16 protein-coding genes are annotated in these 19,065 nt (G+C 59.4%); 13 read left to right on the plus strand and 3 right to left on the minus strand.

Going from position 1 to position 19,065, the window contains the following annotated elements; translation table 11 throughout:
- Positions 1–312: 312 nt before the first annotated feature.
- Entirely contained in the window at positions 313–1,119 is an 807-nt protein-coding gene (locus AP059_RS07590; RefSeq protein WP_059762676.1) for an MOSC domain-containing protein, read from the minus strand.
- A 60-nt stretch (positions 1,120–1,179) separates the two neighbouring features.
- Positions 1,180–2,115 carry a chemotaxis protein CheV gene (locus AP059_RS07595; protein ID WP_059762678.1) on the minus strand — a complete coding sequence of 312 codons (936 nt, stop codon included), beginning with the start codon at positions 2,113–2,115 and terminating at the stop codon, positions 1,180–1,182.
- 495 nt (positions 2,116–2,610) lie between these two features.
- On the opposite strand from AP059_RS07595, the gene AP059_RS07600 reads away from it, so the two are divergent.
- The 3 genes from AP059_RS07600 (at position 2,611) to AP059_RS07610 (ending at position 4,984) form a co-directional block, all read left to right on the plus strand.
- Positions 2,611–3,039, plus strand: coding sequence for a hypothetical protein (locus AP059_RS07600; protein ID WP_059762680.1), 429 nt, complete (start codon positions 2,611–2,613; stop codon positions 3,037–3,039).
- Positions 3,040–3,437: 398 nt separating this feature from the next.
- The gene (locus AP059_RS07605) at positions 3,438–4,328 is read left to right on the plus strand and encodes a sensor histidine kinase (protein WP_059762682.1); all 891 of its coding nucleotides are present in this window, start codon (positions 3,438–3,440) and stop codon (positions 4,326–4,328) included.
- Positions 4,325–4,984: a response regulator gene (locus AP059_RS07610; RefSeq protein WP_059762684.1), complete on the plus strand. Its 660-nt coding sequence runs from the start codon at positions 4,325–4,327 to the stop codon at positions 4,982–4,984. Before AP059_RS07605 ends, AP059_RS07610 begins: the two co-directional genes overlap by 4 nt.
- Here AP059_RS07610 and yegS read toward each other — a convergent pair.
- Positions 4,968–5,867: a lipid kinase YegS gene (gene yegS, locus AP059_RS07615; protein WP_059762686.1), complete on the minus strand. Its 900-nt coding sequence runs from the start codon at positions 5,865–5,867 to the stop codon at positions 4,968–4,970. The genes AP059_RS07610 and yegS overlap by 17 nt on opposite strands.
- Before the next feature lie 415 nt (positions 5,868–6,282).
- On the opposite strand from yegS, the gene AP059_RS07620 reads away from it, so the two are divergent.
- The 10 genes from AP059_RS07620 to AP059_RS07665 all read left to right on the plus strand — a co-directional run bounded on the left by AP059_RS07620 (position 6,283) and on the right by AP059_RS07665 (position 19,060).
- Positions 6,283–7,719: an undecaprenyl-phosphate glucose phosphotransferase gene (locus AP059_RS07620; RefSeq protein ID WP_059762689.1), complete on the plus strand. Its 1,437-nt coding sequence runs from the start codon at positions 6,283–6,285 to the stop codon at positions 7,717–7,719.
- On the plus strand, positions 7,720–9,177 hold the full coding sequence (locus tag AP059_RS07625) for a mannose-1-phosphate guanylyltransferase/mannose-6-phosphate isomerase (RefSeq protein ID WP_059762690.1): 1,458 nt from the start codon (positions 7,720–7,722) through the stop codon (positions 9,175–9,177).
- A 67-nt stretch (positions 9,178–9,244) separates the two neighbouring features.
- A complete protein-coding gene (locus AP059_RS07630) occupies positions 9,245–10,021 on the plus strand; it encodes a polysaccharide biosynthesis/export family protein (RefSeq protein WP_059762692.1) in 777 nt (258 codons plus the stop codon).
- A 19-nt stretch (positions 10,022–10,040) separates the two neighbouring features.
- Positions 10,041–12,035, plus strand: a complete 1,995-nt coding sequence (locus AP059_RS07635; protein ID WP_059762694.1) for an exopolysaccharide transport family protein — start codon at positions 10,041–10,043, stop codon at positions 12,033–12,035.
- Positions 12,035–13,225 (plus strand): glycosyltransferase, encoded by a 1,191-nt coding sequence (locus tag AP059_RS07640; protein WP_059762696.1) that lies wholly within the window; start codon positions 12,035–12,037, stop codon positions 13,223–13,225. Before AP059_RS07635 ends, AP059_RS07640 begins: the two co-directional genes overlap by 1 nt.
- Positions 13,215–14,543, plus strand: coding sequence for a beta-galactosidase (locus AP059_RS07645; protein ID WP_059762698.1), 1,329 nt, complete (start codon positions 13,215–13,217; stop codon positions 14,541–14,543). Before AP059_RS07640 ends, AP059_RS07645 begins: the two co-directional genes overlap by 11 nt.
- Positions 14,540–15,757, plus strand: a complete 1,218-nt coding sequence (locus AP059_RS07650; protein WP_059762700.1) for a glycosyltransferase family 4 protein — start codon at positions 14,540–14,542, stop codon at positions 15,755–15,757. The genes AP059_RS07645 and AP059_RS07650 overlap by 4 nt, the downstream gene beginning before the upstream one ends.
- Complete coding sequence (locus AP059_RS07655) at positions 15,748–16,848, plus strand: glycosyltransferase family 4 protein (RefSeq protein ID WP_059762702.1); 1,101 nt, start codon at positions 15,748–15,750, stop codon at positions 16,846–16,848. Before AP059_RS07650 ends, AP059_RS07655 begins: the two co-directional genes overlap by 10 nt.
- Positions 16,848–18,242, plus strand: coding sequence for an O-antigen ligase family protein (locus AP059_RS07660; protein WP_059762704.1), 1,395 nt, complete (start codon positions 16,848–16,850; stop codon positions 18,240–18,242). Before AP059_RS07655 ends, AP059_RS07660 begins: the two co-directional genes overlap by 1 nt.
- Positions 18,239–19,060: an acyltransferase gene (locus AP059_RS07665; protein WP_059762708.1), complete on the plus strand. Its 822-nt coding sequence runs from the start codon at positions 18,239–18,241 to the stop codon at positions 19,058–19,060. The genes AP059_RS07660 and AP059_RS07665 overlap by 4 nt, the downstream gene beginning before the upstream one ends.
- Positions 19,061–19,065: the final 5 nt, after the last annotated feature.

The raw sequence follows: 19,065 nt of genomic DNA on the forward strand, positions 1-19,065 counted from the left end.
GCTTTACGGCCGCTTCGCGCCCGGACGCAGCCTCGCATTACTCGTCAGCGACTACGCGCAAGTTGGTGTAGCCATTGGCGAAGGCGACGTCTGAGTGCGCAGCGATCATAAACCCGATGAATGCGGTTGAATGACTTTACGACCGCTTCGCGCCCGGACGCAGCCTCGCATTACTCGTCAGCGACTACACGCAAGTTGGTGTAGCCATTGGCGAAGGCGACGTCTGAGTGCGCAGCGATCGTAAACCCGTTGAATGCGGTTGAATGACTTCATGGCCGCTACGCGTCAGCGGCTACACGGCTGTGCTCTGCGTTACTCAAGCACCGTGACCGGCATGCCCACTTCCAGCACCCCATGGCTGTCGTTCACCAGGTTCTGGCCGAACATCGTGCCGCCTTCCTGTTTGCGGTAGCTCATCAAGGTCATCAATGGTTCGCGCTGCTCGTCACGCTCGCCGGTTTGCGGATCAATGGTGGTGAGGATGCAACGCGAACACGACTTGACCAGACGAAATTCGACATCGCCAATACGAATGCGCTTCCAGCCGTCTTCGGCAAAGGCTTCGCTGCCTTCGACCACCAGATTGGGACGAAAACGCAGCATGTCCAGAGGTCGGCCGAGCCGGGTCGAAATATCGTCCAGCGAGGCCTGACCAATCAGCAGCAATGGATAGCCGTCCGCAAAGGCTACCTTGTCATCGTCGCGCCCATAACCGGCTTCAGTGGTGCGCGCACGCTCAAGCGGCACATGCACCAGGCGCACCGGGCGCCCGATAAAAGCGCTCAGCCAGCGGGCCGCGGCATCGCCAGCGTCCGGCACACGCAGGGTGTCGCGCCAAATGGTCACGCCGCGCAGATCCGTGTTGGCATCGGGCACCTCGACCTCCAGCGCCGCAGTCCCTGCAGTGCTGAGCGTCAGTCCGCCGCTAGCGTTCCAGAGCGCAGAGAGCTGGCTCATTTTTGGATCGGCGCGCTGGGTCAAAAAACGCCCGGTGGCTTCGTCCACCAGCATCCAGCGTCGATCACCCACCACACCCAACGCGTCCAACCCCACTTGCGTCAGGCTTTCACCCTGGCCGGACTTGAGCGGGAAACGATAAATCGAACGTAGATGCAGCATGGATCAGCCCCTGCGGAGTAAAAACGCCACAGTATACGAGCCGACCCCTCGTGCAAAGAATCAGGCAGGCACTTGATCCAGCACCAAGCGTTGACGCACCACGTCTACTAACTTGTCCGGCTGGAATTTGGACAGGAAGTTATCGCAACCGACCTTTTTCACCATCGACTCGTTGAAGCTGCCTGACAGCGAGGTGTGCAGCACCACATACAGGCTGCGCAAACGCGGGTCGTTGCGGATTTCAGTGGTCAGGCGGTAGCCGTCCATTTCAGGCATTTCAGCATCGGTGAAAATCATCAGCAGCTTGTCAGTCATGACCTCCCCTGAATCCGCCCAGCCTTTGAGCATGTTCAACGCTTTGAGGCCATCGCTGGCGACGTGCATTTTGACGCCCAACTGCGAGAGCGTTTCGCGCAACTGCGACAGCGCTACTTTGGAGTCATCGACCAACAGCACTTCGCGGCCTCGCGCATACTCAAGAATCGGGTCTTCCAACGTTTCACGGGAGACTTTGGCGCTGTAAGGCACGATTTCGGCCAGTACTTTTTCGACGTCAATGATCTCGACCAACTGCTCGTCGACCTTGCTGATAGCGGTCAGGTAATGCTGGCGCCCGGCACTGGTCGGCGGGGGCAAAATGGCTTCCCAGTTCATGTTGACGATGCGGTCTACACCGCCGACCAGAAACGCCTGCACCGAACGGTTGTACTCGGTCACGATGATGGTGCTGTCAGGTCCCGGCACCAGCGGGCGCATGCCGATGGCTTGCGACAAGTCGATGACGGGCAAGGTTTGACCGCGCAAATTGACAACACCACAGACAAACGGATGACGCTGCGGCATCAGGGTCAGTTTTGGCAGTTGCAGGACTTCTTGCACCTTGAACACGTTGATCGCGAACAGCTGGCGACCCGCCAGGCGGAACATGAGAATTTCCAGTCGGTTTTCGCCAACCAACTGTGTGCGCTGGTCTACCGAGTCGAGGATGCCGGCCATGAATAACTCCTGGGCGTGGGTGCTGAATGTCTAGCGTTATCGGCAGAATCACAGGGAGCTTAACCCCGAAAACAAATCTGCCCACCGAAAGTGATGGCACTTTGATATCACGTCGTGTAATTATCGGCATGCCTTCTCGATCAAATGCCGCTTACCCCCTCCCCATGTCGTTATGCCCTAAGGGATTCCCCTAGGGGCAATCAGGCCTGACCTGATATTCGTGCTATCCAATTGCCATTATTGTGACCCCCTTCGCATTATATGAATCACGGCGGGAACTTTTCATTCTTGAAACAGCGCTGTCTGAGCGGCAACTTGCACTAAGGCATTCCGAATTTTTAAACATTTAATGCGTCTTTTTTTCAAACCCTCAAAGTGATCAGTTCAACTTAAAGTCACCCTGACGCTGCCCCTCTGTACCCCGCCTGTTCGTGGCGTTGGCACAATGAGTACGGACATTCACTTAAATGGCGTTCTAGCAGAGTGAGACGATGCATGTTCAATGGCAAAACACGGCCGTTAGCGCTAGCAGACTTTTTAATTGAAGCTCAAGTGTTGTTGACCACGGCAGAAGAATGCCTGAGTCACTTAAAACTGATCCACGACGATGAAGATGCGATCAATTGCATGCTGGGGACGCTGTCAAAACTTGAAAGGCGCGCCAAGGCACTGGCCATCACCCCGGTAGCCGGATTTTGCCGCGCCCTGCGGGCGCTCCTCAAACAAGCCAATAGCCTGGGCACGCTGCGCGACAAGACGGTCGCGACCCTCAGGGACTGCTTCAGTCTGCTGGCCTGGCAAGTCGAACTGATTGACCTCAAAACAGGCCAATTGGTGCTGGACGATACCGAGCAAGTGATGCTGATTGCCACGTTTGCGGCGCAGATCGGTGCCCCCTCCGGTCCGCCGATGGCAAACGAGTAAATGCACGCCGCTGATGCGCAACCTGTGCGGCGACACGCCAAACCTTGGGTGTCCCGGCCCACCCTCGGCCTGCGGCGACATTTAGAGTGACATCAGCGCCGCTCTGCACTTGCGTATCGCGTAATACCTACCAACTAAACACCTGTTCTTCCACGCATTAACGCTGTAAGAAAAACCTGTAGGTCGCTAACTAAGGCGAACAAACACCGGGGAACTTAACGGGCGGCAAAGGCGACCTGCTTTAAATGAAGTGATACCATGCGCGCCGCCCATTGAGCCGCAGACCTGCGAAGTAACAGGTTCAGGTGTCGCCTCAATTATCCATTTACGACCGTGTAACTCTTAACCTGGCACTCCCCTGCCAGGTCCTTCAGCGAACACCATTGGCTCCACACGCTATGCACGCCAGCCTCAAGTCATTCAAGCCCTGGTTGCCCACGGGTAAAACTGCTCGCCGGCTGACAGCGCTGCTCTGTCTGTGCTCGGCCACCTCGAGCATCATCGTCTACCTGACCTCGGCGACGTTGCCCAGCGCGTTGATGCTGCTCGATCTGGCGGCCCTGGGCAGCGTCTGGTGGTTGCACCGCGACTCACGCAGCGCCATCAAACTGCAACCCAAAGAGCTGGCGGCGCGGTTGATTCAGGTTCAGGAAAGTGAACGTCAACACCTGAGCCGCGAACTGCATGATGACATCGGGCAGCTCCTGACCGCCGCCACCTTGCAAATCCGCTGGCTGCAACGGCGCGTGCCCGAAGACTTGCAAGGCCACTGCCTGGGCCTGTGCAATGTGCTCGAAGAAACCCTGGCCAAAGTGCGCGACGTGTCTGCCGCGTTTAACCCTCGGCAAATCGCAAGCCTGGGGATTGAAGTCAGCTTGCGTGCGCACTTGATCAAAACGCTGGAAAACACGTCGCTGCACTGGACCTTTGAATGCCACCAACGCCTGACCGACCTGCACGAAGACATGGCCTTCGCCCTGTTTCGCGTCACCCAAGAGTCCGTCACCAACGTGCTGCGCCATGCCAAGGCAACCAATCTGGTGGTGCAACTGCGTCGCCAGGCCGATGGCATGAAGCTGACGGTACACGATGATGGCGCAGGCTTTATGCCAGCCAGAAACCCCAGCCAGGCAGGCCAACGCGGCATGGCCGGAATGCTTGAACGGGTTGAACAACTGGGCGGCAGCATCAGTGTCATCAGTGAGCCGGGTGCGGGCACTCAAATCGACGTGCTGCTGCCGTGGCCACGTCGCGCGCGCGAACGCGCCAGCCTGAGCAAAACCCCATGACCTGTAACCTGCTGTTGGTGGATGACCATCTGTTGATTCGGGCCGGGGTCAAAGCACTGATCAACGACTTGCCAGGCTACGCGGTCATTGGTGAGCTGGATGACGGCGGGCAATTGCTGGAAGTGGCAGAACGGCTGCACCCGGACATCATTCTGCTCGACCTGTCGATGCGTCATACCGGTGGCCTCGAAGCGCTGCGCCGACTCAAGGCGGCCCTGCCCCTGAGCAAAGTGCTGATCCTGTCCATGCACACCGACCCGCAATTGATCATGCAAACCCTTGAAAGTGGTGCCCACGGCTACTTGCTCAAAGACACCAGTGCCGTGGAGCTGGAGCAAGCACTGGGTGCGCTGCGCCATAACGAGCGTTATTTGAGCCCGGCCATTGCACATACCGTGATCAATCAAGCGCTCAACCGGGGGCCGGGGCACGCCGCCCTTCAGGCCAAAAACCACAACCTGACCGAACGCCAACTGGAAATCCTGCGGCTCATCGTGCGCGGTAAATCCACCCGCGAAATTGCCTGTGGCCTGGGCCTGAGCATCAAAACCGTGGAGACCCACCGCGCGCACGTCATGAAGCGCCTGCACATCCACGACGTGGCAGGGTTGGTGCTGTTTGCCGTGCGCGAACAAATCATCAGTCTGGATGACTGAGCAGGGGCGAGCCTTGCGGCAAATGCACCTTTAACGCGCCCTTCTTTACCTCAAAGCGCCGGGCGGGCCCCGTCATCGGCTCACCGTCCAGGTTGATCGACAGCCCCTCGGCCGAAGTAATCTCAACCCAGGGCATGCGCGCACGCACGAACAGGCTGTCGATCCCCCAACCGCCCTCCATCAGCCCTTTGATCGTGCCAACGACTTCCTGCGGGGCCGGCAAAATGCTGATGTCCAGCAGGCCATCATCGGCTACAGCGTCAGGGCACAGTTCGTGCCCTCCGCCTGCCTGGCGTCCGTTACCAATGCCCAGCGCCAGCAGTTCGCCCTTCCAGTGGAAGTTGGGACCTTGCAGCTCGGCATACTCAGCATGCAACTCGCTAAAACGCGACAGCCCGGTAAACAGATACGCCGCGCCACCCAAGACTTTTTTCAAGTCCTCGGATGTGTTGGCCGTGACCTGGCTGCCAAAGCCACCGGTGGCCATGTTCAAAAACAGCTCGCCCCCGGCATCACCCAAATCAATAGGGCGCGCCGGTGTGTCGAGCAAGGCCAGCGCTTTCGCAGGTTCCAACGAAACGCCCGCTGCCCGCGCGAAGTCATTGGCCGTCCCCAGGGGCAGCAACACCAGGCTGGCCTCAGTCCGGGCCTGCGCCATTGCTTCGGCGATATCACGCAACGTGCCATCGCCCCCGCCCGCGATCAGGTGGGTATACCCCGCCTCCAGAGCCTCGCGCACCAAACGCTGGGCATCACCGGCCTCCCACGTCAGCCGCACCGCCAGCTCCCAGCCTTGGGCACGTTGCTGTTCAACGGCGGCCCGCACGTCTTCGTTGAGTGCCTGCTTGCCATGCAAGATTAAAAAAGCCTTTCCTGCGCTCATTCATCGTCCCTCAAATGTGAGTCTGACCTTTTGGACAACAACCAAATGAAAACGGCCTGCGGTTTTTTTATTCGTCACGCTGCCCTGCCCGCCGGGGCGAAACACGGTTTTAAAAAAGGATCGCGTTTTTAGATTCGCGACAAAGTGTTTCATGTTCTTTACTACTCTCCAGACGCGACAAAAGCCCCTCAGGCGACAGGTATAAGCCTGAATACAAGGGGTTGAGCAATCTTTCTCCATAAAAAATAAACGCGTCTACACTCCAGACCACACACAAAGTGCCAAATAAAGCCCCATAAAAAACACAATTAGCCGATCCGCCGACTGCCTCTGAATGAGCGTTTTTGCAGCATGGATGAGTGACATTGCTTTGCAGTCCGTCCCCCGCCACGGGGGCGATTAAGAAGGGATACTTATGCGCTTGCAGCCCGTTGACAGCTTGTCCCTTACCCGCCCGAGCATGGTCGAGTACTTCTTGCTAGCCATTCGTCTGGTCCATGGGGTGACTGCGATCTTGCCAGGCCTGTTGCTGCTGTTTTATTTGCGTGACCAACACCCTGAAGCCACCAAAAGTTATTTCGCCGTACTGATTTTTTTCGGTGTGGTCAGCGTGCTGTTCTTTCAGGCCCTGGGGGTCTATGCCGAAAACATTTTCAGTAACCGCTGGCGCCTGCAACTCACACTGTTCGCCTGGTCTGCGGCGTTTTGCCTGCTGCTGTTCATGCACCGCGCACTGGACTTGTTCAATTTCATCTCCAACGCTGAGTTAGTGGTGTGGTACTTGGGCAGCCTGGTGTTATTTGGCGTTGAACGCATGATTTTGCTGACGCTGTTCAAGCGCTTGATGAGCCGTGGCATTTTTTTGCAGCAAGCGGTGATTTTGGGCGCCACCGAAAACGGGGTGCGCCTGGCCGAATACCTGGCCCAGCATCAGGACATTCGTTCCGGTGTCATCGGCTTTGTCGATGACCGCGTGGCCCGCCTGCCAGACACCGTCGCCCATCTGCCCTTGCTCGGTAACACCCAGGATCTGGAAAAAATGATCCGCGAAGAAAAGGTCACGCAAATTCTGGTCGCGCTGCCCTGGTCGGCCGAAAACCGGCTGGACTACATCATTCGCAACCTGCGCAAATTCCCGGTCAACGTGCTGTTGGTGCCCGACATGATTGCCTTTCGCCATGCGCACAACCGCATCAGCGAAGTCGCCAACCTGCCGATGTTCAACGCCTCCGAGGTGCCGCTGCGGGGCTGGTCGCCGGTATTCAAACGCATTGAAGACATGGTGTTGTCGACCCTCGCGCTGATCCTGCTGTCACCGCTCATGCTGCTGGTGGCGCTGGCGATAAAAATCGACTCCCCCGGCCCCGTCCTGTTTCGCCAGAAACGCTACGGCTATAACAATCGCCTGATTGAGGTGTTCAAGTTTCGTTCGATGTACCAAAACCAGTCAGACTTCACCGCCGACAAACAAACCACGCGCGGCGATCCGCGTGTCACACGGGTCGGGCGTTTTATCCGCAAAACCAGCCTTGATGAATTGCCGCAACTGTTCAACGTGTTCGCCGGCAGCATGTCGATGGTCGGCCCGCGCCCGCATGCCACGGCCACCAAAGCGGCGGGCATTTTATTTGAAGAGGCGGTGCAGGAGTACACCTCACGCCATCGGGTAAAACCCGGCATCACCGGCTGGGCACAAATCAATGGCTATCGGGGCGAAACCGACACCCTGGAAAAGATCGAAAAACGTGTCGAGTTCGATCTCGAATACATCGAAAACTGGTCGGTGTGGTTTGACCTGTACATCCTGTTCCGCACAGTCCCGGCGGTAATCATGACTAAAGAGGCGTTCTGAATGAGCACACTCATTCCCTGCATTATCGCCGGCGGTGCCGGCACGCGACTGTGGCCGGTGTCACGTGAAGCCATGCCCAAACCGTTTATGCGCTTGCCTGACGGTGAAAGCCTGCTGCAAAAGACCTTTCGCCGCGCCACCGGTTTGCGTGATGTGGGGCAGTTACTGACCGTCACCAACCGCGAGGTGTTTTTTCGCACCCTGGATGACTATCGCCAGATGAACAAAGGCGCGGTCGAGCTGGACTTCATCCTCGAACCCTTTGGCCGCAACACCGCGCCTGCCATTGCGGCGGCAGCCTTGCATGTGGCCCAACGCTATGGCGCAGACGCACAGCTGCTGGTGTTGCCTGCCGACCACCTGATCAAAGACATCGAAGCCTTCGGCAAAGCGGTCGACAGCGCGCGGCAATTGGCCGACGAAGGCTGGCTGGTGACGTTCGGCATTTTACCGACCAAGGCCGAAACCGGGTTCGGCTATATCGAGAAAGGCCAAGCGCTGAACGGCGACGCGTATCAAGTGGCCCGCTTCGTTGAAAAGCCCGATGCAGCTACCGCGCAACAGTACCTGGACGGCGGCCATCACTTGTGGAACGGCGGCATGTTTTGCATGCGCGTCGACAGCGTGTTGCGTGAGTTCAAGCAACACGCGCCCGACGTACTGGCGGCGGTCAGCCACTGCCTGGAACACAGCCAGGTATTCCAGGGCAAACAGGAAATCCACCTCGAACTGGACAGCACCACCTTTGCCCTCGCCCCGGATATTTCCATTGATTACGCGTTGATGGAGCGCTCGCAAAAAGTCGCCGTGGTGCCATGCAGCCTGGGCTGGAGCGACATCGGTTCGTGGGAAGCGGTGCGCGAACTCAGCCCCGCCGACGCCAATGGCAATCAGTGCAACGGCGAAAACGTGCTGCACGATGTGCACAACTGCTACATCGATTCGCCCAAACGCCTGGTGGGCGGCGTCGGCCTCAACGACCTGATCATCATCGACACCCCGGACGCCCTGTTGATCGCCGACTCAAAACGCAGCCAGGACGTGAAGTACATCGCCCAGACGCTCAAGCGTCAGGGCCACGACGCCTACCGCCTGCATCGCACCGTGACTCGCCCGTGGGGCACTTACACGGTGCTCGAAGAAGGCCGGCGCTTCAAAATCAAACGCATTGTGGTCAAGCCGCAGGGCACCTTGTCCCTGCAAATGCACCACCACCGCAGTGAGCACTGGATTGTGGTCAGCGGCATGGCCAGGGTCACCAATGGCGACGACGAATTTCTGCTCGACACCAACGAATCCACCTTTATCAAACCGGGTAAAACCCACCGCCTGGTCAACCCCGGGGTGGTTGATCTGGTGATGATCGAGGTGCAAAGCGGTGAGTACCTGGGCGAAGACGACATCGTGCGTTTCACTGACATTTACGGGCGTGTGCCCGTCGACGCCAGCAAAAGCTGAATCAGGTTGTTCGATTGCCAATGACCCGCAAGGGAGCTGTGACCATGCATGCCAGGAAGCGCAAACAATGAAAAAAGTCCTGCTGATGTTGAGTGTTGTGTTGCTAAGTGCGTGCAGCCTGCCGTCCAAAGTGGCGCTGCCTGACGACGAGGTATTACGCGAAGGCCATCGCGCCGGCCTGGCCCTGGCGGGCAAGCCGCTGCCCCTGGAACGTATCCGCGCAGGCGACACGTTGCGCATTGTCCGTAATACCGGTGAAGCGCCCTCTATCTCGGCGTTTACCGCCAACTCGATCTATGAACTGACACTGTTTAACGTGCGCACCGACGGCACGTTTTCTTACCCCTACATTGGCAGTGTCAAAGCGGCGGGCATGACCCCGGACCAGCTCACCACGGTGCTGGAAAAAAAGCTGACCCACGTTTATCAAGACCCGTCGCTGACCATCAACTTCTCGCAAACGCCCAGTAACACGGTGTACGTAGGCGGGGCGGTACAAAACCCGGCCACCTTGCAAGTCAACATAGCCACCACGCTGGAGCAGGCCATTGTGGGCGCTGGCGGCGTGCAGCCGGTGGGCGACAGCAACAACGTTGCCCTGCTGCGCCAAGAGGATGACGGGCGCTACAACACCTACTTTTTTGATTACAAAAACTCCATTGCCCGTGGCAATGGCATGCAAGCACCGGTTCTGCTGCAACGCGGCGACGTTGTGTTTGTGCCCAAGTCGTCAGTGGGCAATGGCATCGAGTGGGTCGATCTCTACCTCAACCAATTGATTCCGTTTACCAAATCAATTGGCATCGGGGCGTCCTACGAACTGCGTAAAAACGACAATAACTAATCGCCAAAGGACTGCCGACATGATCAATATCCGTTCTTTCCGCGATTTATTGCGCCTGTTCTTCATCTTCAAGCGCGAAGTCAAAATCACCGTGCTGGTGACGTTCATCATCATCGTGCTGGGTGCGTTCCTGCTGCCCAACCGCTTTGAGTCCACCGCGCTGTTACTGGTTAAACCCGGCCGCGATACCAGCACCTTGCCGATTGAAATTGCCGACCGCCAGGCGGTGGTCATCCCCAGCGCCATGCGCGACCCGATCATCGATGAAGAACGCATCCTCACCGGGCGCCCGATTGTGCGCATGGTGGCCGAGAAGTACCTCGATGACCTGTCACGCCAGCCGCAACCTACCGGCGTGGTGGCCACGGTCAAAAATGCGCTGAAGGCCACCGTGCAGGGCCTGGTTGATATCGGCCGCGGCTTTTTGCAAATGCTTGGGCTGGTCGAGAAGCAAACCCCGGTCGAGCGCCTGGCCGAGCAACTGAGTAAGAACTTCAGCGTGACCCACGCCCCCGGCTCTTCGGTGATGGAGGTGAGTTTTACCTGGAATGATCCCGAGGTCGCACAACAGGTGGTCAAAACCTGGATCGACCAATACGAGCAAGAGCGCACCTCCACCATGGGTCGCAAGAGCTTGTACGGCTTCTATGAAGCAGAGGCGGCATCCACACAAGCGCGCATCCTCGACCTTCAGCGCCAGATCGAAACCATCCTCAACCAACTGGGGGCGGTGAGCATCACAGAACGCCTGAACGACATCGCCCGCAACCTCAATAACCTCAAGGGTGAGCACCTCAACACCACCCGCGCCGTGGCCTCGACCCAAAGCGGTCTGGACACCATTCAAGCGCAGCTCAACAGCATGAAAAAAGAGATCAGCATCGGGCGCCAGATCAGCATCAACCCCGACCGTCAAGACTTGGCCCAACGCATCAATGCCAAGCTGATCGAACGTCAGGAGATGACCCGCACCTTCAAAGAAACCGCACCGCCGGTCAAAGCGCTGGACGCTGCCATCGCCAACCTGCAAGCCCTGCTCAACAGTGAAAAAGCGGTGGTGCAACGCAGCGAAAACCTGGCCCCCAACCCGGTATTCACGCGTTTGCAAAACAGCTTTGCCGACCAGCAAGCCAGCCTCAGCCGCCTGAAAACCCAAGCGGCCCAGCAAAAGGTGCAACTTCAAAAGCTTGAGCAAGACCGACGTGAAGCGCTGGCCCTGGAGCCTGAGCTGTCGCGTTTGCAGCGCGAATTGGAGGCGGCTGAAAAAAGCTTCGCGCTGTACAGCGACAGCACCGAAAAAGCCCGGATTGACCGTGAACTGGACAAGAGCCGCATCAGCAACATCGCGGTGATCGAACAAGCCACGCTCAACCCTAACCGTGTGTTCCCCAAAAGCCTGCTGATGCTGTTTTTGGCGATCCCGATCAGCCTCGCGGTGGGCTTGCTGGCGCTGTACTTCTTCTACCTGCTGGATCAGCGCATCCACGACGGCGACCACATCGAAGAGCGTTTCGGGGTCAAGGTCTGGACCAGCCTGCAAGACCTCAGCGACAAGCAGCCGCAACGGCGCAGCGCCTTTATCGCCAGCATGTATCGCTTGTATGGCGTACTGCCGCTGGAGCAAGTGGCCGAGCGCGGCCTGAGCATCGGGTTGACCTCGGCGCGTAAAGGCGAAGGCGTGAGCTTTGTGATTGAGCACCTGCGCGAACTGCTGGTGGAACGCGGCCATCAAGTGCGCGTCAACGGCGCTGGCCCTGCGGCACCGGGCGAAATCCTGCTGCTGGATGCCTCAGGTTTCTTCTCCAATCAGGAAGCGTTCGTGATTCTGCGTCAGGCCGACCTGATTTGCCTGATCGTGGAAGCCGAAAAAACCACCGTGCCTATCCTGCAAACCGCACTCAATACGCTTAATACCGCGTTCAAGCGTGTGGACGGGATCATCATCAACCGCCGTCGCTTCGACATCCCCGAAAAGGTGTTGAACTTCCTGGCCCGCATTCGGGGTAAAGCCTGATGCACATTGCCCTGCTTGCGCCATTGGCGCCTGAACAAAACGGAATTGCCGACTACGCAGGGCACCTCAAGGCCGCCCTGCTGAGCCAGGGCATTGAAGTCAGCACGCCCCTGGCCGGCATTGGCAACGACCCCGAGCGCGCCGTGCAACGGGTGGCGAGCACCGATTGGCGCGGCATCGATCTGGTGCACGCCGAGTTGGGTGGTGGGCGTTTGGCCGAGTTTCATGCCCTGCGCGCGTTACGCCAGCGTTTTGCAAAATTACCCCTGACCGCCACCGTGCATGACCCTGAGCGTCTGGTGTGGCGCCGGGCCAAGCTGCCGTGGCCGTTGTCGCTGGCCAGCCGCCTGCCCTCCCCACTGCCACAAATGGCCACGGTACTGGCTGATCCGTTGTGCCTGTATGAAGAGCGGCAACTGGCCCGCAGCCTGACGCGTCTGGTGACGCTGACCCAATCAGGCGGCGATTGCCTCAAACAGCGCATGGGCCTGCACGCTGAACAAATGGTGGTCATCCCCCACGGCAACCTGTTGATCCCGCCCGCGGCGATGCCAGCCCTTGATCCGCTGAAGCTGCTGTACTTCGGCTTCATTTATCGCGGCAAGGGCATTGAAGACTTGCTTGAAGCGCTGGCCATGACCTTTACGCAAAAACCCGAACTCAAACAGCACCTGACGCTGACGCTGGCTGGGGGCAGCGAGCCGGAAATGGCCTTCGAGTCGGGAGGCAGTTATCTGCACTTGTTGCGCCAACGCATCGAACAACTGGGGCTGGAGAAGAGCATTGCATGGCACCTGGATTTACCGGCCAGTGAAATCGCCAAGGTCATCCAGGCCCATCACGTCATGGTGCTGCCGTACCGCGAGTCGAGCAAACTCAAGCTGCTGGGCCAACTGCGCGGCACCAGCGGTGCGTTGTCCTGGGCAGCCGCCTGTGGGCGCGGAGTCATCACCTCGGATGCTCGCTCCTTTGCCGAAGAGGTCGACCACGGCAACGGCGTGATCTACCCCCAAGGCAACGTGGCGGCACTGGCGGCTGAATTGGGCCACCTGTGTGCCGATCCGCAGATGGCGCTGCGCTGGGCCGAACACGCGCAAAAAATCGGCGACGAACGCGTGTGGAGCGAAACCGCCAAACATTTTCATCAGATGTTCAAATCCGCCTGCTGGGGACGCACACATGTGGCGTAAACCTGTTATTTGGCTGCCCCTGCTGCTGCTCGTGGCAGTGGGCGTCAGTCTGTTGCCGTGGAGCCCGCCCGTCGAAGCCGAAGGCACCACCTTGCGCGGGCCACGCCCCATTGAGTGGAAAGACTTCCTAGGGGTGAATGCGCAGTTTCAATACTTCCCCCAGCCGGTGTATGAAAAACAGATGCAGCGCCTCGACGAACTGGGCCTCGACTGGGTACGCCTGACGATTCACTGGGCCATGATCGAGCCTGAAGAAAACCAGCTGCAACTGGCCCCGCTCGATGGTGTGATGCAGGCCATCAACGCCCACAAACTCAAAACCCTGGCGTACCTGGTCGGCTCGGCACCCTTCGCCAGCAGCGTGCCAGAGGGCGCCGAGGCCAACGATCAGTACCCACCCAAAGACTTCAACGTATTTGCCCAGCGCATGCAGATGCTGGCCCAGCGCTACCCGCAGGTGAATGTGTGGCAGGTGTGGAACGAGCCCAACATCATGTGGATGCCACAGGCCGATCCCGACGCGTACTACCGCCTGCTGACCACTACCGTCGACGCTCTGCGTGCGCAACTGCCGGGGCAGCAGGTCGCCACGGCTGGCATGGCGTACTACAGCCAGATGCCCAAGCAAGAAGGTCTGATGCTGGAAAAACTGCTGGAAAAAGGCTTGGCCGAGCAACACCTGATCACCGCCTATCACCCTTATTCTCAGTACCCCGAAGGTGACAACCCGGCGGACAAGGACTTCTTGACCCGCTCCAACTTCCTCAACAATGCCTTGCACGCCAAAGGCATCGCGCAGGTCTGGGCCACCGAATGGGGCTGGTCGAGTTACAACGGCCCCAAAGAAATGCAGCTGCTGATTGGCGTGGACGGGCAAGCCGACTACACCCTGCGCCGTCTGGCCTTGATGAGCGCGATGGATTTCCAGCGCATTTTCCTGTTTAACCTCAGCGATCTGGACCGACGCGCCAGCCCGCGTGATCAGTTCTACGGATTGCTCGATCTGCAAGGCAACCCCAAGCCTGTGTATGTGGCCCTGCAACACTTTTTCAACGTCACAGGCCCACGTATCGACCCGGCGGATGCGCCCACCGTCGAGGGTGCGCCGAGCGATCTGTACAGCATTGGCTGGACCCGCAGCGACGGCAAACGCCTGTGGATGTTCTGGAGCGCCAGCGGTGAACAGGTGCACTTGCCCGGCATCACCCAGGCCACGCTGTACAACCCGCACGATGGCAGTGAAACCCCGTTGAGCGATGCATCGGCAATCACGGTGGCGCTTAAAACCAGCCTGCAACTGTTGGTATGGACACCATGAACATACTTTGGACGCTGCCCTACTTGCCGTGGCCCACCACCAGCGGCGGCAAAACCCGCCAATACCATCTGCTGCGCAGCCTGGCGGCACGCGGGCATCGCATCACCTTATTGGTGCAATCCAAAACGGTACTCGACGCTGACACCCGTGCCGCGCTTGAGCCGTTTGTCGAGCGGTTGATCGTGATGCCCAGACGCCCCTTACGCAGCCTGAAAACATTACTGGCCGTGGCGCTCGCGCCCTACCCCATGCTGGCCGCGATCAACGGCGTCAGCGCACCGCTTGAGCAGCAGTGGCGTGAACTGCTGCAAGCACCGTGGGACGTGATCCAGATCGAGCACAGCTACAGTTTTCAACCGTTCGAACGTGCGCTGAGCGCGACCGGGCGCGATTTTATCCTCACCGAACACAACGTCGAATCCGCCTTGGGCGCGGCCAGCTACGACCGGCTCCCCGGTTGGTTCAAGCCGTTTACCTCCTATGACCAATGGCGTTACCGGCGCTGGGAAAAACGCGTGTTCGGGCTGGCAAAGGAATTAATCGCCGTCACCGAACAGGACGCTCACACCCTGCGTCAACTCACACACACGCCGGTGTCGGTGGTGGTCAACGGCGTCGACAGCGCACATTACGCAGCGGTTCAGCCAGACGTGCACAGCCAGCGCCTGCTGTTTGTCGGCAATTACGAATACCACCCCAACGTGGATGCCGTGGAATGGGCGCTGGACACCATTTTGCCGGCGCTGTGGGCTCTCAACCCGAACGTGCGGTTCGCTATTTGCGGCTTTGGTTTGCCCCACGATTGGCGCCAGCGCTGGCCTGACCCACGCATCGAATGGCAGGGCTTTGTGCCCGATTTGCGCGACCTGCAGCGCCAGGCCGCAGTGTTTTTTGCCCCGCTGCGTCAGGGCGGCGGCTCCAAGCTCAAAGTGCTCGAAGCGATGGCTGCCGGTTTGCCGGTGGTCACCACCGGGCAGGGCACGTCAGGTTTGAAGGTCATCAACGGCGACCACTACCTGGGCAGCGAAAACCCTCAGGAACTGGCGCAATTGTTGAACGTGGCACTCAGCGATCCTGCGCTCTTGCAGCGCATCGGCGAGGCTGGGCGTGCTTACGTCAGGGCCGAGCACGACTGGTCGGTGGCCGCGGCCCAGCTGGAACAGGTTTACACCCGTCTTCCCTCCTTAAAAGAAGAAGTCAGCGTATGCGCATAGGTCTGGATTACCGCCCCGCAGCGGGCTACGGCAACAGCGGCATTGGTCGTCAGGCGCTGGCACTGGAAGCCGCATTGCGCGCGCACCCCGAGGTGCAATTGCAGTTGTTTGGCGTAGCGCCCGAAGATCACCCGCTGCGCCGTCGCGTGCACTGCCCGCGCTGGGGTTCACCCTTGCAAGGGGTGCATCGGCTGCCCAGCCGTTTGCGTTTCGAAGGCGGCTTCCTGCCGGGTGCCCTGCGCGAAGCCGGGATCGACATCCATATCTGCAATTTCAACATGGGCTTGCCGATGGGGGCCAAGCCACCCGGCATGCGCTACGTGCTGCAACTGCACGACCTGTTCCAACTGACGCACACCAACCACCACGGCTCACGCCTCAAGGCCAAGGTGTACCGCACCAGCGACAAACTCTCGATAGGCCACTCGATCAAGGTCGCCGACCGGATCTGGACCCCTTCGCAATACACCGCCGACGAAGTGGTCAAGCTGTTCCCCGAAGCCAAAGGCAAAGTACGCGTGCTGCCCAACCTGGTGAGCGGCTTTGTCGGTGAGCCGGCCGACATCACGGACCTCAACCTGCCACCGCGTTACTGGCTGGCGGTGGGCACCCGCGAGCCGCGCAAAAATATCCCGTGGCTGGTCAGCGCCTGGCACGCCGCACGCCAACGCAGCGAACACGTACCGGAATTAGTGCTGGTGGGCGCGCGCGAACACCTGCCCCAGCCGTTGCAACAATTGCCCGGCCTGCACTTTTTAAGCGACCTGACAGACGCGCAATTACACGCCGTTTACCAACAGGCCGAACGCCTGTGGCAACCCTCCTTCGCCGAAGGCTTTGGCTTGCCGGTGATCGAAGCCTTGAGCGTGGGCACTTCGGTGGCCGTGGCCAGTGGTTCGGCGCTGGATGAAATCACCCCGCCTGACAGCCCGCGCTTTTCGCCCACCGACAGCTACGCCCTGAGCGAATTGATGCTGACACTGGCAACCCAAGGTCCCCAAGCCCCTGAACAAATGAAAGCCTGGGCCACCCGCTACGCTGACGATGCCTATCGCCAGCGCTTCAATGAGCTGCTGGAGGAGCTTCGCTAATGCCCTTGGCACTCCCGCTTGCAGTGTTGTTCAGCCTGCTGTTCGGGCTGATGGTCTGGGTATTGCCGCCGCTCAGCGTCATCGTGTTGATGGTCGGTGTGGCGGGCGTGGTGACGGTGCTGCGCCACCCTTTGTGGGGGCTATTGCTGTTTGGCGTGCTGGCGACGTTTTTGCCGTACACCACGATCAATATCGGCTTTCGCACCACCGTGTCCGAGCTGCTGATCCTGCTGGTATGGGGCAGCGTGCTGGTGCAAAAAATTCTCAACAATCTGGGACCTGCGCCCAAGCTGATGCGCACCGAACGCTGGGTATTGGCGCTGATGCTGTTCAGTGCATTGCCGTTTATCGTCGGCCAGTTGATGGTGACCGCCGAAGGTAACGGCCCGGTGAACTGGGTGCGCTGGTTGCTGAACCTGTCTGTTCTGTTTTTGGTGCCGCGCCTGCTCGACACGCCCAAGGCCCGCGAGCAGATGGTCATCGCGCTGCTGCTGGGCACGCTGTTCTTGCTGCTGCTGTCGATCCCGGTGTACCTGCGCGACCGCTCAGCCAGCGGTATTACGTCGATCCTCGGGCACTTGGGGTATGGCGGGGTGAGCATGCTCGATGATCGCTTGCAGTCCTTCACCACGCGCATGAGTTCGCCGTGGATGCACCCCAACGTCACGGGCGGCGCCATGGCGCTGCTGGTGCCGCTGGCCCTGTGTTTCGGTGTGACCCGCCGTGGCTGGCCCAAAGCGCTGGGCATCAGCGTCGGGGTCTTGGGCATTCTTGCACTGGCCATGACCGGCTCACGCGGCGCCTTGATCAGCATGCTGGTGGTGCTGGTCTGGTGCGCGGCCAAGCGGGTGCCTTACACCGGGCGCATGCTGTTTGCCGGTGTCGCTGCCATGTTCGTACTGCTGTTGGTGTACCCACCGCTACAAGACCGCCTGGCGGAGATTTTTTCAACCTCCGACAGCGGCAGTACCAGCGTACGCCTGGACGAATACCGCGCCTTCCCCAGAGCCATCGCCACCTTTCCTCTGGGCATTGGTTTCAAGGTTGAAGCGGGCGTTGCGGGCACCGGGCTGCTGGGTATCTCCAACCTGTTTCTCAACTTCATGTACAAAACCGGGCTGCCCGGCATGCTGCTGTTCATTGGCGTGGTGGTGAGTTGGTGGCGCGCCGTGCGCCCTCAACAAAGGACCCTCGTCCTGAGCGCAGACAATGCAATCTGGTTCGGCACCACAGTGGGTATTTTGGCAGCGTTGGTCAGCGGCCTGTTCGACCACTACTTCAGTTTCACTCAGGTATTGATCGCGCTGTTCTGGTTGATGCTCGGCCTGAGCCTGCACGAAGCCAAGCGCCTCAAACACAACGCCTCGACGCCCCTTTCAGGAGTTCGCCCATGAAGCACCGTCTTTTTCACTCGCGAAACCTGCGCCTGGCCCTGCCCGAGTACGCCGAGAAAATGGGCGTCAGCGTTCAAGAGCTGAGCGAGGCCTACGACTGGATGCTGGCCAACGATGTGTGTTTTGAACAACCGCTCAAGGGCGACACGTTATGTTTCATCAGCTACTTGAACATTGAGCCGCGCATCGAACACCCTCTGGCACGGCGCTTTTACGCCTTGCTGGGCCGAGAGGTCAAAGGGGCGCTGATCCCGCTCTACGGAAAAAACTGGGCGACGTTGCGCGACCGCATGCTGCGCTGGTGGGAGTTGGCCTACAACATCCTGATCTGCAAGATCCCCAGCCACACCTTGCGCCTGCTGTGGCTGCGGGCAGGCGGGGCAAAAATTGGCAAAGGCTCGACCGTGTGGCGCAACACCGAAATCCTTGGCGTCGATGGCTTGCGCATCGGCGAGGACAGTACCGTGGGCTGGCACTGCCAACTGGACGCACGTGGCGGCCTGATAATTGGCAATCACGTCACCATCGCCTCCCACGTGCTGATCATTGCCGGTGGGCATGACGTGCAGGCGCCCGAGTTCTGGGCCGTGGGCGGCCCGATTTATATTCGCGATTACGCGTGGATCGCCAGCCGCGCCCTGCTCTCGTTCGGCGCCGACATCGGTGAAGGCGCGGTGGTGGGCGGCAATTGCGTGGTATCCAAACCGGTGCCACCTTATGCCATCGTCGGCGGCCCGGACGCCACCATCAAAGGCGAACGCTGCCGCAACCTCAACTACAAGGTGGGCGGCAAAGGCCTGTTCACCTTGTTCCACTAGGCCCG

Origin of the sequence: Pseudomonas sp. TAA207 (assembly GCF_001529285.1) — a bacterium.
GTDB classification, from domain to species: domain Bacteria; phylum Pseudomonadota; class Gammaproteobacteria; order Pseudomonadales; family Pseudomonadaceae; genus Aquipseudomonas; species Aquipseudomonas weihenstephanensis.

Excerpts from the sequence above, each read along its gene's own strand:
- AP059_RS07590 (WP_059762676.1), bottom strand. The coding sequence starts at position 1,119 with ATGCTGCATCTACGTTCGATTTATCGTTTCCCGCTCAAGTCCGGCCAG.
- AP059_RS07595 (WP_059762678.1), bottom strand. The coding sequence starts at position 2,115 with ATGGCCGGCATCCTCGACTCGGTAGACCAGCGCACACAGTTGGTTGGC.
- AP059_RS07600 (WP_059762680.1), top strand. The coding sequence starts at position 2,611 with ATGTTCAATGGCAAAACACGGCCGTTAGCGCTAGCAGACTTTTTAATT.
- AP059_RS07605 (WP_059762682.1), top strand. The coding sequence starts at position 3,438 with ATGCACGCCAGCCTCAAGTCATTCAAGCCCTGGTTGCCCACGGGTAAA.
- AP059_RS07610 (WP_059762684.1), top strand. The coding sequence starts at position 4,325 with ATGACCTGTAACCTGCTGTTGGTGGATGACCATCTGTTGATTCGGGCC.
- yegS (WP_059762686.1), bottom strand. The coding sequence starts at position 5,867 with ATGAGCGCAGGAAAGGCTTTTTTAATCTTGCATGGCAAGCAGGCACTC.
- AP059_RS07620 (WP_059762689.1), top strand. The coding sequence starts at position 6,283 with ATGCGCTTGCAGCCCGTTGACAGCTTGTCCCTTACCCGCCCGAGCATG.
- AP059_RS07625 (WP_059762690.1), top strand. The coding sequence starts at position 7,720 with ATGAGCACACTCATTCCCTGCATTATCGCCGGCGGTGCCGGCACGCGA.
- AP059_RS07630 (WP_059762692.1), top strand. The coding sequence starts at position 9,245 with ATGAAAAAAGTCCTGCTGATGTTGAGTGTTGTGTTGCTAAGTGCGTGC.
- AP059_RS07635 (WP_059762694.1), top strand. The coding sequence starts at position 10,041 with ATGATCAATATCCGTTCTTTCCGCGATTTATTGCGCCTGTTCTTCATC.
- AP059_RS07640 (WP_059762696.1), top strand. The coding sequence starts at position 12,035 with ATGCACATTGCCCTGCTTGCGCCATTGGCGCCTGAACAAAACGGAATT.
- AP059_RS07645 (WP_059762698.1), top strand. The coding sequence starts at position 13,215 with ATGTGGCGTAAACCTGTTATTTGGCTGCCCCTGCTGCTGCTCGTGGCA.
- AP059_RS07650 (WP_059762700.1), top strand. The coding sequence starts at position 14,540 with ATGAACATACTTTGGACGCTGCCCTACTTGCCGTGGCCCACCACCAGC.
- AP059_RS07655 (WP_059762702.1), top strand. The coding sequence starts at position 15,748 with ATGCGCATAGGTCTGGATTACCGCCCCGCAGCGGGCTACGGCAACAGC.
- AP059_RS07660 (WP_059762704.1), top strand. The coding sequence starts at position 16,848 with ATGCCCTTGGCACTCCCGCTTGCAGTGTTGTTCAGCCTGCTGTTCGGG.
- AP059_RS07665 (WP_059762708.1), top strand. The coding sequence starts at position 18,239 with ATGAAGCACCGTCTTTTTCACTCGCGAAACCTGCGCCTGGCCCTGCCC.